Consider the following 13,789-nt stretch of genomic DNA (forward strand, 5'->3'; position numbering starts at 1 on the left):
GCGGGGTCTCCCGCGTTCCGTGCCGCCGCATTACCCTGCACTCATCGGATGATCAAACCCAAGGAGCCGCGATGCGTGTCGCCCTGTTCCTGACCTGTGTCAACGACACGCTCTATCCGGACACCGGACGCGCCGTGGTGAAACTGCTGACCAGGCTGGGCGTCGAGGTCGACTTCCCGATGGCCCAGACCTGCTGCGGGCAGGCCCACTACAACACGGGCTACCGGCGTGAGGCGGAGCCGCTGGCCCGGCATTTCTCCGATGTCTTCGGTGAGTACGAGGCGATCGTGACGCCGTCCGGGTCGTGCGGGGCGATGGTGCGGGAGCTGTATCCGCGCATGGGTGCGCGGGCGCGGGCCGAGGGACGCGGCAGCACGCTGGCGACCGCGCTCGCGGCGGTGGTGCCGAAGACGTACGAACTGACCGAGTTCCTGGTGGATGTGCTGGGGGTGACGGACGTGGGCGCGTACTACCCGCACCGGGTGACGTACCACCCGACCTGCCACGGGCTGCGCGGACTGGGGCTGGGCGACCGGCCCCGCAGGTTGCTGGAGGCGGTGAAGGGGCTGGAGCTGGTCGAGTTGCCGGGCGCGGACGAGTGCTGTGGGTTCGGGGGCACCTTCGCCCTGAAGAACTCCGATGTCTCGGCGGCGATGGGTGCCGACAAGGTGCGCAACGCCGAGTCGACCGGGGCCGAGGTGCTGTGCGCGGCGGACAACTCCTGTCTGATGCACATCGGCGGCACGATGACCCGGCTCCGCACGGGCATGCGGCCCGTGCACATCGCGGAGATCCTGGCGAGCACGGAGGAGGAACCGGCGCTGTGAGCGGAACGTTCGTAGGAATGCCGGCCTTCCCGGCGGCCGCGCACGAGGCCGTGCGCAATCCCACCCTGCGCGGCAATCTGCGGCACGCCACGCACACCATCCGCGCCAAGCGGGAGAAGGCGGTCGCCGAGGTCTCGGACTGGGCGCAGCTGCGGGAGGCGGGGCGGCGGATCAAGGACCACACGCTCCGTCATCTCGACCGGTATCTGGTGCAGTTGGAGGAGTCGGTGACGGCGGCGGGCGGCACCGTCCACTGGGCCGTCGACGCCGACGAGGCCAACCGGATCGTCGCGGACCTGGTCAAGGCGACCGGCGAGTCCGAGGTCGTCAAGGTCAAGTCGATGGCCACGCAGGAGATCGGGCTCAACGAGGCGCTCGAAGCGGAGGGCATCCGGGCGTACGAGACCGATCTCGCCGAGCTGATCGTGCAGTTGTGCGAGGACCGGCCCTCGCACATCCTGGTCCCGGCGATCCACCGCAATCGCGGTGAGATCCGGGACATCTTCGTCCGCGAGATGGGCGAGTGGGGCCGCCCGGCCCCCGAGGGCCTGACCGACACGCCCGCCGAGCTGGCCGAGGCCGCCCGGCTGCATCTGCGGGAGAAGTTCCTGCGCGCCAAGGTCGGCATCTCCGGCGCCAACTTCATGGTCGCCGAGACCGGCACCCTGGTGGTCGTGGAGTCCGAGGGCAACGGACGGATGTGCCTGACCCTCCCCGAGACGCTGATCTCGGTCGTCGGCATCGAGAAGATCGTGCCGGCCTGGCGGGACCTGGAGGTGTTCCTGCAGACCCTCCCCCGCTCCTCGACGGCCGAGCGCATGAACCCGTACACGTCCATGTGGACCGGTACCGCGGACGAGGACGGGCCGCAGAACTTCCACCTGGTCCTGATCGACAACGGCCGCACCGACACGCTCGCCGACGAGGTCGGGCGGCAGGCGCTGCGCTGCATCCGCTGCTCGGCGTGTCTCAATGTGTGCCCGGTGTACGAGCGGGCGGGCGGGCACGCGTACGGCTCGGTGTATCCGGGCCCGATCGGCGCCATCCTGAGCCCTCAACTCCGGGGCACGGCGAGCGAGATCGACGCCTCGCTGCCGTACGCGTCCTCGCTGTGCGGGGCCTGCTACGAGGTGTGCCCGGTGGCCATCGACATCCCCGAGGTGCTGGTACATCTGCGGGAGCGGGTCGTGGCGGGCGGGCAGGTGACGCGGAACGGCAACAAGGTGCTGCTGAAGCCCGCGAAGGGGCATGCCGCCGAGCGGGCGGCGATGCGGGCGGCCCGCTGGGCATTCGCCCATCCCGGTGCCCTGCGCGGCGGTCAGCGGCTCGCCTCACGCACCCGGCGCTTCCATCCGCGCACCCTGCCGGGTCCCGGCCGGGCGTGGAGCGGCAGCCGGGATCTGCCGCCGGTGCCTTCCGAGCCGTTCCGGGACTGGTGGCAGCGCACGCACGGTGGAAAGGACGGCGCGAAGTGAGCAGCAGGGAGCGGATCCTGGGCCGGGTGCGGCGCGCGCTCGCGGACGTACCTCAGGACGACATGCCGTACGAGCAGGCGGTTCCCAGGGACTATCTGCGCGAGCACGGGGAGCGGAGCGTCGAGGAGACGGTGGATCTGCTCGCCGAGAACCTTGCCGACTACCGTGCCCTGGTGCACCGTTGCGCGCCGGACGTCCTGCCGTCGTTGATCGCCGGGCTGCTGACGGCCCGTGACGCACGGTCGCTGCTGGTCCCGGCCGGTCTGGACGAGCGGTGGCTCGCGGCCACGGAGGTGACGCGGGTCCCGGACCTGGCCGACAGCTCGGCACATGAGCTCGACCGGGTCGACAGTGTCGTGACGGCGTGCGCGCTCGCCATCGCCGAGACCGGCACCATCGTGCTGGACGGCGGCCCCGATCAGGGCCGCCGCCGTATCACGCTCGTACCGGACCATCACATCTGTGTCGTACGAGTCCCCGACCAGGTCGTGTCGTCCGTGCCCCAGGCCTTGGAACGGCTCGACCCGGCCCGCCCGTTGACCTGGATCTCCGGGCCGTCCGCGACCAGCGACATCGAGCTGGACCGGGTCGAGGGGGTGCACGGTCCGCGCACCCTGGAGGTGGTGCTGGTGGGCGGTCAGGCGAGCGCGGACGTCAACTCGTAGCGCCCGGAGGGGAGTCGGTAGGAGGCGGTGCCGCCCTCGAAGCCGAGGTACTCGACGCCCTCGACCTTGGCCAGGGGTGTGCGGCCTTCGCGGACCGTCGAAGGGTCGGTGGTGGGGATGCGGAGGGTCGCGGTCGTGTTCGCGGGGACCGCGGCCCGGTAGGTCAGCTTCCGGCCGTCCGCCTTCCACTCGCTGACGATCTCGCCGTACGGCGAGAGGTGCGAGCCGGTTACCCGCCTGATCCTGCCGGTCGGGTCGAGGTGGGGCCTGAGGTGGAAGTGCCTGAAGCCGGGGTGGGCCGGGTCCTTGGCGATGCCGGCCATGCTCTCGTACATCCACTCCATGATCGCGCCGTAGGAGTAGTGGTTGAACGAGTTCATGTCGACCGGGCCGAAGCCGTCCTCCTCGGAGTACGAGTTCCAGCGCTCCCAGACGGTCGTGGCGCCGTTGCGCACCGAGTACAGCCAGGACGGCATGGCGTCCTGGTGGAGCAGCCGGTACGCCAGGTCCACGCGGCCCTCGTCGGTGAGGACGGGGGCGAGGACGTTGACGCCGAGGAAGCCGACGGCGAGGGTGTTCTCGGCGTAGTGGACGCGGGTGCTGTCGGGGTGGGCGGCCTTGTAGGCGGCGTCGTTGCCGATGTTCTCGGCGAGCATCGTGACCAGTTGGCGGCGCTGGGCCTCGGTGTCGTAGAAGCCGAGCTTCAGCATCCACAGCAGGGCGGTCTGGCTGTCGTCCTCCGTCCTGCGCGGGCTGTCGCCGGGTGTGGGCGGCGGCTCGCCGAGGCTGGAGCGGACCGTGATGCGCCCGGTGTCCGCGTCGGTGACGACGTACTTGGCGATGAATGCCCGCTTGATGCGCGAGAAGAGGTCGTCGTACGCGCGTCCCTCGGCGGTGCGGCCGGTGGCGCGGGCCATGTCCGCCATGAGGCGGGCGCTGTAGCCGTAGTAGACGTCGCTCATGAGCTGGGTGCTGGTGTCCTGGAAGGCCAGCCAGTCACCGAAGATGGCGCCCTGGCCCGCATAGGTGTCGCCGGTGCGGGCCCGGATCCAGTCCAGGTAGGCCGTCATCGCGTCCCAACTGCGCTCCACGACCGTGGAGTCGCCCGACATCTGCCACACCGTCCACGGCACGACCACCCCGCAGTCCGCCCAACCACTGGCCGGGACCGGTGCGTTGTAGCGGGCGCCGGGTGCGATCCAGGTGAACTGGGCCTTGTCGGCGCCGTAGACGCGCTGGGAGTCGATCAGGATGTCCTGGAAGTGGCTGAGGAAGTTGACCGCGTCGGCGTTGTAGAGGCCGGTGTTGGAGAAGAGCTGGGTGTCGCCGGTCCAGCCGCAGCGTTCGTCGCGCTGGGGGCAGTCGGTCGGTATCCAGAGGTAGTTGCCGCGCTGGCCCCAACGGACGTTGCTGATCAGCTGGTTGACGTCGTGGTCGTCGGTGGTGACGGTGCCGATGTCCGTGAGCGCGGAGGTGGCGACCCGGCCGGTGAGTTCGGTGAGGGTGACGGTGGCGGTCGTGGTGACGGAGGCGTAGCGGAAGCCGTAGAAGGTCAGTGAGTCCTGGTGGGTCTCGCCGTCGGGGTCGCCCTTGAGGACGTAAGTGCTGGTGGCCTTGGCGGTGCGCAGGTTGGCGCGGTAGAGGGAGCCCTCGGGGCCGTCGGCCCCCTTGCTGTCGTCGTTGAGCATCTCGCCGAATCTGAGGGTGACTTCGGCGCCCTCGGGTCCGCGCAGGGTGTAGCGGGGTACGCCGACCATGTTCTGGCCGAGGTCGAACACCGCGGTCTCACCGGGGTGGAGGGTGACGTCGGTGACGGTGGTGCGGTCGGGGTCGACGACGATGCGACCCTTGCCGTTCGGGCTGTCCGCAGCGCCTGTCACGCCGGTGTGGACGGCGACCGAGCGGGGGCGCCGGTCCCACTCGGGTGTCAGGCGTGCGCTCTCGCCGGGGTAGGCGACCAGGCGGGAGTCCGGGAAGCGGGTGGCGAAGTCGTGCTCCTCGACGGATGCCCAGGCGGAGGTGTCGAAACCGTTCTCCGTCCAGCCCCGGAGTTCCTTGCGGGCGTCGTAGGTCTGCCCGTCGTAGATGTCGTCGGCGCGGTAGGGGCCGGTGTCCGTCGCCCGCCAGTCGGCGCCGGGTGCCGTGACGACGGTCTGGGTGGAGCCGTCGGCGTAGTGGATCAGCAGCTTGGCCTTGAGGGCGAGGCGGTTGCCGTTCTTGGCGTAGTAGGCGCTGTTGTCGGAGATCCGGCCGTTGTACCAGCCGTTGCCGAGGACGGCGGCGAGCGTGACCTGCCGCTCGTGGCCGATCAGGTCGGTGACGTCGTAGGTGAAGTAGCTGACGGTGCTGTCGTAGTTGGTCCAGCCCGGCGTGAGCAGTTCGAGCGTGCTGCCCCGGCCGTGCGGTACGGCGACCCGGCGGCCGTTGACGTACGCGTCGTACACGCCGAGCGCCGAGACGTACAGCCGTGCCTCGCGCACCCGGCCGCGCAGTGCGGCCTGGCGGCGCAGCAGCGGGGCGCCCGGGGTGTTCGGGCGTTTCCCGGCCATCGTGATCCACCGGGCGCCGTCCCACCCTGAGATGCCGTCGGTGGACTTCAGGCCGGTCTCGAAGCGGGCGGTGGGCGCGTCGGCGACCCGGCGGTCCCGCTCGTCCCAGACCCGCACCGTCCAGAAGTAGCGCGTCGAGCGGCGCAGCGGATCGCCCGCGTAGCGGACGGCCACCGAGTCGGGCGAGGTGACGCGGCCGCTGTCCCAGACGTCCGCGCGGCCGCGGCGCAGGCGTTCGGCGGAGGTCGCGACGAGGATGCGGTACGCCGACTGTTGCCGGCCGCGGGCCGCGGAGGCCATGCGCCAGCCGAACCTCGGGGTTTCCGCGTCGACGCCGAGCGGGTCCGTCCGGTGCTCGACGGTCAGACCCGTCACCGAAGAGCGGTCGGAGGCGGGTGCGTCGCCGGGGGCGGCCGACGCCGTGCCGCCACCTGCCACACCGCCGGCGAGCGCCACGGGGACGGCGCCCAGCGCCGTGGTGAGGACCGTCCTGCGGCGCACTGTGTTGCGGGGGCCTTCGTTGACTCCGTCGTTCATGCCGTGTCCCTTTCGGCCGTTCGGAGTTGTATCGATTCAGGTCGATCGGCGGTTGAAGCTAGTGGCGACTGAAGTCTCTGTCCATGCCCTCAGCAGCAGGAGTTGTCACCAGAATCCAACAGAACGCTTCACCACCCCGACCCAGGTGCCCTTGGATTGAAACCGTTCAAAACCGGAGTGATCCATTCACCCGGCGGCGGGCCGTCGTCGGTGAGCGGGGGTCGGCCGGCGCCGTTAGCGTGAGGGCATGATCCGGTTCGAGCAGGTCACCAAGCGGTATCCGGATGGGACGACCGCGGTGGACGGGCTGTCCTTCGAGGTGTCCGAGGGCGAGCTCGTCACGCTGGTGGGACCGTCGGGCTGCGGCAAGACGACGACCATGATGATGGTCAACCGGCTGATCGAGCCGACCTCGGGCCGGATCCTGGTGGCCGGCGAGGACATCGCCACGGTCGACCCGGTACGGCTGCGGCGGCGCATCGGATACGTCATCCAGCAGGTCGGCCTCTTCCCGCACCGCACGATCCTCGACAACACGGCGACCGTGCCGTCCCTGGTCGGCTGGAAGCGGGCGAAGGCGCGGGCGCGGGCGGCGGAGCTGCTCGATCTGGTGGGGCTGGATCCGAAGACGTACGGGCCGCGCTATCCGCACCAGCTGTCGGGCGGTCAGCGCCAGCGGGTCGGGGTGGCGCGGGCGCTGGCCGCCGATCCGCCGGTGCTGCTGATGGACGAGCCGTTCGGCGCGGTCGACCCGGTGGTGCGGGAGCAGTTGCAGGACGAGTTCCTGCGGATGCAGGCGGCGGTGCGCAAGACGGTGCTGATGGTCACGCACGACATCGAGGAGGCGGTGCGCCTCGGTGACCGGATCGCCGTGTACGGGCAGGGGCGGATCGAGCAGTTCGACACGCCGGGGGCGGTGCTGGGCACTCCCGCGTCGCCGTACGTCGCCGAGTTCGTCGGCGCCGACCGGGGCCTGAAGCGGCTGTCGGTGACCACGATCGAGCCCGGCGACCTGGAACAGCCGCCGATCGCCCACCTGGACGAGCCGTCGGGCCGGGCGGCGGAGCGGCTGCGGTCGGAGGGCGCCCGGTGGGCGGTCGTCCTGGACGCACACGGCGACCTGCACGGCTGGATCGGCATCGACGAGCTCGGCACGAGCGCCCGCGTCGGCGACGTCGCCCACCGCATGAACGCCTGGGTCCCGGTGGGCGCCCCATTGAAACAGGCCTTCGGCGTCATGCTGCAGCACGACGCCGGGTGGGTCGCGGTCCTGGAAGGCGCCCGCTTCCTGGGCGTCCTGACCCCCGCGAAACTCCACGAGGCCCTGCGCCGCTCGGTGGACGCGGAGGCGCTGGGCGTGTCGCGGGGGCAGGTGGAGTTCGACTCGGTGGCGGACGCCTGAGCGCGGGGGCCTGACTCTCACTTCAGCAGCAGGCCCTTGTCCTCCAGATACGTCCGGGCCACGTCCGCCGGCAGCCGGCGCCAGCTGTCCACCTGCTGGTTCATGGCGGCGAGGTCGGCCGTGGTGAGGACGGCGTTGAGCTTGTCGAGGGCCTTGGTGACGCCGGGGGCGCCCGCGCGGGCGCGGTTGACGACCGGGACGACGTAGTCGGCGTTCTGGAGGTGCTTGTCGTCGGCGAGGAGGACCAGGCCGAACTCACCGAGGGTGGCGTCGGTCGTGGTGGTGAGGACCATCTGGTCCTGGCCGCTCTGCACCGCCCGTTTGGCCTGGGTGGTGCCGACGCCCTTGGGGTCGACGGCGGTGATGTCGATGCCGTACACCTTGCGCAGGCCCGGGGCGCAGTACGGGCGTTGCACGCATTCGTCGCCCGCCGCGAGCCGGACCTTCAGGCCGGACCTGCCGAGGTCGCTGAGGGTCTTGAGGTGGTGCCGGCGTGCGTACGACGCGCTCACCGCGAAGGCGTTCTGGTCGACCGCCCGACCGGGGTTCAGGACGGTCAGGCCGCGGGGCGTGGCCAGGCGGCGCAGGGCCTTCATGGTGGCGTCGAGGTTCGGTGAGCCGACCGGTGGGGCGTCGGGGCCGTTGGCCTTGGCGTTGAGCCAGTCGGCGAAGGTGGCCGCGTACTCCGGGACGACGTCGATCTGGCCGGACTCCAGGGCCGGTTCGTACAGTTCGCGGTTGGCGACGGTGATGATCGAGGTCCGGTAACCCGCCTGGTTCAGCAGCTGGGCGTACATCTGGGCGAGCAGGTCGCTCTCGGTGAACCCCGCGGAGCCGACGGTCAGTTGACGGCTGTCGCCGGGCGGCGCGGTGACCTGGCCCTGGTTCTCCAGGGAGGGGCCGGTGGCGCAGCCGGTCGCCAGGAGCAGGACGGCGGCCGCCAGCGGCGTACGGCGGTTCATGGTGCGCCCCGGGCCCATGCCGGTGCCAGGCGTTCGGCCACCTCGAACAGGCCCTCGACGATCAGTGCGAACACGGCGACGAGTACCGCACCGGCCACCACCTGTGGCGTGCTGGCGAGGTTGAAGCCGGCCGTGATGATCCGGCCCAGACCTCCCCCACCCGCCAGGGCGGCGATGGTGGCGGTCGCGACGAGCTGGACGGCGGCGATCCGCATCCCGTTCAGGATCATCGGGGAGGAAAGGGGCAGTTCCACGTGGAACATCACCTGGCGTCCCGTCATCCCCATCCCCCGCGCCGCCTGCACCGTGCCGCGGTCGACCTCGCGCATACCGACGTACGCGTTCGTGAGCAGCGGCGGCACCGCGAACAGCACCAGGGCGACGACCGTGGGGCCCTCGCCCCAGCGGCCGATGGGGGTCAGCAGCAGGAGGACCAGGACCGCGAAGGTGGGGACCGCCCGGCCGACGTTGGAGATGTTGACCGCGAGCGCCCCACCCTTGCCGAGATGGCCGAGGACCACCGCGACGGGCAGGGCGATCAGGCAGCTGACGACCAGGCAGACCACCGTGAGCACGAGGTGTTGCAGCAGCCGCTGCCAGATGCCGTCGGCGCCCGACCAGTGCGCGGGGTCGGTGAGCCAGTCCCAGGTCGCGGTGAGCGTGTTCATGTGCGGGCCCTCGTCCAGGGCGTGATCAGCCGCTGGACGCCCAGCAGGAGCAGATCGGCCGCGACCGCGATGACCACGCACAGCACCGACGCCGTCAGCACCTGCGCCTTGAAGTACGTGTTCATGCCCGAGTAGATCAGGTTGCCGAGCCCGCCGAAGCCGACGATCGCGCCGATCGTCACCAGCGACACCGCGGAGACCGTGGCGATGCGCAGCCCGGCCATCGCGGCCGGCAGGGCGAGCGGCAGTTCGACGGTGAGCAGGAGGCGGACCGGGCCGTAGCCCATGCCGCGGGCGGCCTGCCGGGTCTCCTCGGGGACAGCGCGCAGACCGGCGAGGATGTTCCGTACCAGCAGGGTCAGTGAGTACAGCACGAGCCCGGCGATCACAAGCGTCGCCGACAGCCCGTACAGGGGCAGGAGCAGCGAGAACATCGCCAGGGACGGGATCGTGTAGAGGATCGTCGTCACGGCGAGGACGGGACCGGCCGCCCAGCCCCAGCGGCGGGCCGGCACCGCGAGCGGCAGGGCGAGGGCGAGGCCGATCAGCACCGAGACGGACGTCAGCTGGAGATGCTGGAGCACGGCGTCGAGGAGGATCTCGCGGCGGGTGCTCAGATAGTCGCCGCAGATCCATTCGTTGCGTGCGAGGCAGTCGTCCGGGGGCGCGGTCACGCGTCCATTGCATCGGGCGGCCCACCTGGTCGGCTTGTTCTGGTGACCCGTCCGGGGTGGCCAGGGTGGTGGCGCTGGGGGTGACTACTTCACGCCGGCCGCATCGAGCAGGGCGCTCGCGGTCGCCGTCGCCAGCCCGTCGTCCAGCGCCTCCACCCGCGCACCGGCCCGAGCGCTCGCCCCGTCGAAGACCAGCAGCAACTGGCGGGCGAGCAGCTCCGGGTCCCGCGCGCCGCCCAGCTCGGCCTGGGTGCGGAAGCTGACCTTCAGCCGCTCCTTGACGGCCCGGGCGACCACGCTCGCCGGGTGCTCGGTGTCCTTGAGCTCGACCAGCGCCGCGAGGTAGGGGCAGCCGTGGTAGTCGGCGTCCACGGAGGCCTGCTCCAGCCGTTCGAAGACGTACAGGATCCGCTCACGGGGCGTCGCGGCGTCCTGAGGTCCGGGCGCGAGTCGCGCCTCGTAGCGCGGGAGCTGCCGCTCCAGGCTCGCGGCGAGCATCTCGCCCTTGCTTTCGAAGAGCTGGTACATGGACCGTTTCGACACCCCGGCGGCCCGGCACAGCGCCTCCACGCCGATGGAGACGCCGTCGCGGTAGGAGAGCTGGGCCGCGGCGTCGAGCAGCCGGTCGCGGGGAGACGCCTTGTCGGACGTCTTGTCGGATGCCTTGTCGGACGCCTTCTCAGTCGTGGCCATGGGGCGAGGGTACCCGCCGCGACTCCCGGGGAAACCGATCGGTGTACCAATCCTGATCCGCCCGCACACGGGGTGTACACGGGGTGACAGAAACGCTGAACAAGCGCTTAGATAGGAGCCGGATCACGATTCGCCGCCACCGCCGGAGGCCCGGTTGTTCACTTCCGTCGACGATGTCTCCGCACGCCTCGCCAAGACCGGCTACCTGGCGTCGCCCGCGGTCGCAACGACCGTCTTCCTCGCCGACCGTCTCGGCAAGCCGCTCCTCGTGGAGGGCCCCGCGGGCGTCGGCAAGACCGAACTCGCCAAGGCCGTCGCCCAGGTCGCACAGGCCCGCCTGGTACGGCTCCAGTGCTACGAGGGCGTCGACGAGTCCCGGGCGCTGTACGAGTGGAACCACGCCAAGCAGCTCCTGCGCATCAGCGCGGGGCGCGACGAGACCTGGGACGAGACGCGCACCGACATCTTCAGCGAGGAGTTCCTGCTCCCACGCCCCCTGCTGACCGCCATCCGCGGTGACGACCCCAAGGTGCTGCTGATCGACGAGACCGACAAGGCCGACGTCGAGGTGGAGGGCCTGCTGCTGGAGGTGCTCAGCGACTTCCAGGTCACCGTTCCTGAGCTGGGCACGGTCACGGCGACACGCCGCCCCTTCGTGCTCCTCACCTCGAACGCGACCCGCGAACTGTCGGAGGCACTGCGCCGCCGCTGCCTGTTCCTGCACATCGGCTTTCCGGAGGAGGAGCTGGAGCGGCGGATCGTCCGGCTGAAGGTGCCCGGCATCGACGCGGCACTGGCCGAGTCGGTGGTCCGGGTGGTGGGCGCGCTGCGCGCGATGGATCTGCGCAAGGTGCCGTCGGTCGCCGAGACCATCGACTGGGCGCGCACCCTGCTCGCGCTCGGCGCCGACACCCTGGACGAGAACGTCGTGCGCGACACCCTGGGCGTGCTCCTCAAGCATCAGGACGACGTCCTGAAGGCGGCGGCCAAGCTGGACCTGGACGCCGTATGACCGCCGATGCCGGTGTGACCGCCAGTGCCGGTGTGACTGCCGATGTCGGTGTGACCGCCGATGTCGCCTCCCGGCTGACGGGCTTCGTGGCCGCGCTGCGCGCGCACGGCGTCCGCGTCGGCACCGGCGAGACCGTGGACGCGGCACGGGCGGTGCGGGCGCTGGGACTCGCCGACCGCGAGCTGCTGCGCGCGGGTCTCGCCGCGACGCTGCTGCACACCACGGGCCAACGACAGGTGTTCGACCCGGTCTTCGACCTGTACTTCCCGCGCGGCGTGGGCGGCCCGCAGGGCGAGGCGGCGGACCGGGACGACCTGCGCGACCGGCTCGCGGCGGCGCTCACCGCCGACGACAGCGCACTGCTGGGGCAGTTGGCCATCGAGGCCGTGGACGGCTTCGGCGGGTACGGGAGTTCACCGGCGTCGGACGGCTGGTCGTCGTACCAGACGCTGGACCGGATCCGCCCGCAGACGCTGCTCGCCCGGGTCCGCGCCGACGTGCGGGCCCAGTGGGGGGACTCGGGGTTCGCGGACCGGCTGCTGGACGACGAGATCCGGCGGCGTATCGAGGTGTTCCGCGCTCTGGTGGCGGCGGAGGCGCGGCGCCGGGTGGCCGAGCGGCGCGGCCGGGAGGAGATCGCCCGGCGCGCGGTGGCGCCCACCGCCGACCGGGTCGACTTCCTGTACGCCGGGAAGGACCGGCTGGCCGAGCTGCGCAGGACGGTTCAGCCACTCGCCCGGAAGCTGGCCACCCGACTGGCCGCCCGGCGGCGCCGGGCCGCCCGCGGCAGCATCGACCTGCGGCGCACCCTGCGCGGGTCGCTGTCGATGGGCGGCGTGCCGATGCGGCCGGTGCTGCGCCGGCGGCGTCCCGTCCGGCCCGAACTGGTGCTGCTGTGCGATGTGTCGGGCTCGGTGTCGGGTTTCTCGGACTTCACGATGCTGCTGGTGCAGGCGCTGCACGACCAGTTCAGCAAGCTGCGCGTCTTCGCCTTCGTCAACCGGATCGACGAGGTGACCGGGCTGCTGGAGCACGGCGCCGCCGATTCCGGGGGTCTCGGCGCGCGCATCCGGGCCGAGGCGACGCTCACGGGCTGGCACGGCAGCAGCGACTACGGCGTCGCGCTGGGCGAGTTCGCCGAGCGGTACGGCGACGCGGTCGGCCCGCGGACGACGGTGTTCGTCCTCGGTGACGCCCGGACGAACATGAGCGACCCGAACCTCGCGGCCGTGCGGCAGATCGCCGCACGGGCCCGCCGCGTCTACTGGCTGAACCCCGAGCCGCGCCCCCAGTGGGGCACCGGCGACTCCGCCGCGCCCGCCTACGCCGAGCTGGTCGAGATGCGCGAGTGCCGTAACGCCCGCCAGCTCGGCGTGCTGATCGCCCGCCTGTTGCCGGTCTGACCGGGCGGCGAGCCGGCGACCACGGCTCAGGTGGCGAGCTGCGGGTACAGCGCCGCGAGGTCGGCCGACAGGCCCGCCTTCACCTGCCGCGAGACGTCGTCGGCCAGCACCTCGAAGGCGCCGGACTCGATGCCGTCGAGGGCCTGGGCGGCGACGCTCTCGGGCGTCGACTTGGGCGCGTCGATCTCCGCGGCCATGTCCGTGTCGACGTAGCCGACGTGCAGACCGGTGACCTCGATGCGGCGCGGCCTGAGGTCCAGGCGCAGGGAGTTGGTCTGGGACCACAAGGCGGCCTTCGAGGCGCTGTACGAGCCGGCGAGGCCGATCCACGACAGCACCGAGTGGACGTTGAGGATGTGGCCGCCGCCGTTGCGTTCGAGCACCGGGACGAAGGCGCGGGTCACGAGGAGCGGGCCGTAGAAGTTGGTCTCGAACTCGCGGCGCACGTCCTCGACGGGCGAGTCGAGGAAGTTCGCGTTGACCGAGGCGCCCGCGTTGTTGATCAGGACGGTGACGTCCTGCGCCTGTGCTGCGGCGGCCTCGACCGACGCCGGATCGCTCACCTCCAGGGCGAGCGGCACGGCGTCCGGGTGCGTGATGGTGCGGGGGTCGCGGGCGGTGGCGTACACCTTCTTCGCGCCGCGCTCGTACAGGGCGGTCACCAACGCCTTGCCGATGCCGCGGCTGCCGCCGGTGACGAGGGCGACGGAGCCTTCGAGGGTGGTCATGGTGTGTCCTCACTGTCTCGGAGCCACGGAGGCGGCGATCAGGAAACCGATCGGTTTCGCTCTGACTGCGAGAAGTGTAAACCGATCGGTTTCCTCGGGGCAAGGGCTGACTCTTCCCCGGGGTGATTCGGGGTTCGTCCCTGATGTCCGAACCGCCGGTCGTTCCCTACGCTCGCTGCAACAGAGGGGGCTCT

12 protein-coding genes are annotated in these 13,789 nt (G+C 71.2%); 6 read left to right on the forward strand and 6 right to left on the reverse strand.

Features of this window, described 5'->3' with window-relative positions; genetic code table 11:
* Positions 1-71: 71 nt before the first annotated feature.
* Genes I2W78_RS02510 through I2W78_RS02520 form a run of 3 tightly spaced genes read left to right on the forward strand, consistent with a single transcriptional unit; the run spans position 72 to position 2,967 of the window.
* Complete coding sequence (locus I2W78_RS02510) at positions 72-827, forward strand: (Fe-S)-binding protein (protein WP_196456524.1); 756 nt, start codon at positions 72-74, stop codon at positions 825-827.
* Positions 824-2,302 (forward strand): LutB/LldF family L-lactate oxidation iron-sulfur protein, encoded by a 1,479-nt coding sequence (locus tag I2W78_RS02515; protein WP_196456526.1) that lies wholly within the window; start codon positions 824-826, stop codon positions 2,300-2,302. The genes I2W78_RS02510 and I2W78_RS02515 overlap by 4 nt, the downstream gene beginning before the upstream one ends.
* Positions 2,299-2,967, forward strand: coding sequence for a LutC/YkgG family protein (locus tag I2W78_RS02520; protein WP_196456528.1), 669 nt, complete (start codon positions 2,299-2,301; stop codon positions 2,965-2,967). The genes I2W78_RS02515 and I2W78_RS02520 overlap by 4 nt, the downstream gene beginning before the upstream one ends.
* Here the strand turns inward: I2W78_RS02520 and I2W78_RS02525 are convergent.
* A complete protein-coding gene (locus I2W78_RS02525) occupies positions 2,940-6,053 on the reverse strand; it encodes an alpha-L-rhamnosidase (protein ID WP_196456530.1) in 3,114 nt (1,037 codons plus the stop codon). The genes I2W78_RS02520 and I2W78_RS02525 overlap by 28 nt on opposite strands.
* A gap of 247 nt (positions 6,054-6,300) precedes the next feature.
* Here I2W78_RS02525 and I2W78_RS02530 point away from each other — a divergent pair, with 247 nt between their 5' ends.
* Positions 6,301-7,455 carry a betaine/proline/choline family ABC transporter ATP-binding protein gene (locus I2W78_RS02530; protein ID WP_196456532.1) on the forward strand — a complete coding sequence of 385 codons (1,155 nt, stop codon included), beginning with the start codon at positions 6,301-6,303 and terminating at the stop codon, positions 7,453-7,455.
* Between the two features lie 17 nt (positions 7,456-7,472).
* Here I2W78_RS02530 and I2W78_RS02535 read toward each other — a convergent pair whose 3' ends face one another.
* The 4 genes from I2W78_RS02535 to I2W78_RS02550 form a co-directional block, all read right to left on the reverse strand.
* Positions 7,473-8,417, reverse strand: coding sequence for an ABC transporter substrate-binding protein (locus I2W78_RS02535; protein WP_196456534.1), 945 nt, complete (start codon positions 8,415-8,417; stop codon positions 7,473-7,475).
* Positions 8,414-9,085: an ABC transporter permease gene (locus I2W78_RS02540; RefSeq protein WP_196456536.1), complete on the reverse strand. Its 672-nt coding sequence runs from the start codon at positions 9,083-9,085 to the stop codon at positions 8,414-8,416. Before I2W78_RS02540 ends, I2W78_RS02535 begins: the two co-directional genes overlap by 4 nt.
* On the reverse strand, positions 9,082-9,759 hold the full coding sequence (locus I2W78_RS02545; RefSeq protein WP_196456538.1) for an ABC transporter permease: 678 nt from the start codon (positions 9,757-9,759) through the stop codon (positions 9,082-9,084). Before I2W78_RS02545 ends, I2W78_RS02540 begins: the two co-directional genes overlap by 4 nt.
* Before the next feature lie 84 nt (positions 9,760-9,843).
* Complete coding sequence (locus tag I2W78_RS02550) at positions 9,844-10,452, reverse strand: TetR/AcrR family transcriptional regulator (RefSeq protein ID WP_196456540.1); 609 nt, start codon at positions 10,450-10,452, stop codon at positions 9,844-9,846.
* Between the two features lie 154 nt (positions 10,453-10,606).
* On the opposite strand from I2W78_RS02550, the gene I2W78_RS02555 reads away from it, so the two are divergent.
* Both I2W78_RS02555 and I2W78_RS02560 read left to right on the forward strand, forming a co-directional pair.
* The gene (locus I2W78_RS02555; protein ID WP_196456542.1) at positions 10,607-11,464 is read left to right on the forward strand and encodes an AAA family ATPase; all 858 of its coding nucleotides are present in this window, start codon (positions 10,607-10,609) and stop codon (positions 11,462-11,464) included.
* Positions 11,461-12,867, forward strand: a complete 1,407-nt coding sequence (locus I2W78_RS02560; protein ID WP_196456544.1) for a VWA domain-containing protein — start codon at positions 11,461-11,463, stop codon at positions 12,865-12,867. Before I2W78_RS02555 ends, I2W78_RS02560 begins: the two co-directional genes overlap by 4 nt.
* A gap of 26 nt (positions 12,868-12,893) precedes the next feature.
* On the opposite strand, the gene I2W78_RS02565 is transcribed toward I2W78_RS02560, so the two are convergent.
* Positions 12,894-13,595, reverse strand: coding sequence for an SDR family oxidoreductase (locus I2W78_RS02565; RefSeq protein ID WP_196456545.1), 702 nt, complete (start codon positions 13,593-13,595; stop codon positions 12,894-12,896).
* Between the last annotated feature and the right edge of the window lie 194 nt (positions 13,596-13,789).

Origin of the sequence: Streptomyces spinoverrucosus (genome assembly GCF_015712165.1) — a bacterium.
Classification (GTDB): Bacteria; Actinomycetota; Actinomycetes; order Streptomycetales; family Streptomycetaceae; genus Streptomyces; species Streptomyces spinoverrucosus_A.

Excerpts from the sequence above, each read along its gene's own strand:
- I2W78_RS02565 (WP_196456545.1), bottom strand. The coding sequence starts at position 13,595 with ATGACCACCCTCGAAGGCTCCGTCGCCCTCGTCACCGGCGGCAGCCGC.
- I2W78_RS02530 (WP_196456532.1), top strand. The coding sequence starts at position 6,301 with ATGATCCGGTTCGAGCAGGTCACCAAGCGGTATCCGGATGGGACGACC.
- I2W78_RS02560 (WP_196456544.1), top strand. The coding sequence starts at position 11,461 with ATGACCGCCGATGCCGGTGTGACCGCCAGTGCCGGTGTGACTGCCGAT.
- I2W78_RS02540 (WP_196456536.1), bottom strand. The coding sequence starts at position 9,085 with ATGAACACGCTCACCGCGACCTGGGACTGGCTCACCGACCCCGCGCAC.
- I2W78_RS02525 (WP_196456530.1), bottom strand. The coding sequence starts at position 6,053 with ATGAACGACGGAGTCAACGAAGGCCCCCGCAACACAGTGCGCCGCAGG.
- I2W78_RS02510 (WP_196456524.1), top strand. The coding sequence starts at position 72 with ATGCGTGTCGCCCTGTTCCTGACCTGTGTCAACGACACGCTCTATCCG.
- I2W78_RS02535 (WP_196456534.1), bottom strand. The coding sequence starts at position 8,417 with ATGAACCGCCGTACGCCGCTGGCGGCCGCCGTCCTGCTCCTGGCGACC.
- I2W78_RS02550 (WP_196456540.1), bottom strand. The coding sequence starts at position 10,452 with ATGGCCACGACTGAGAAGGCGTCCGACAAGGCATCCGACAAGACGTCC.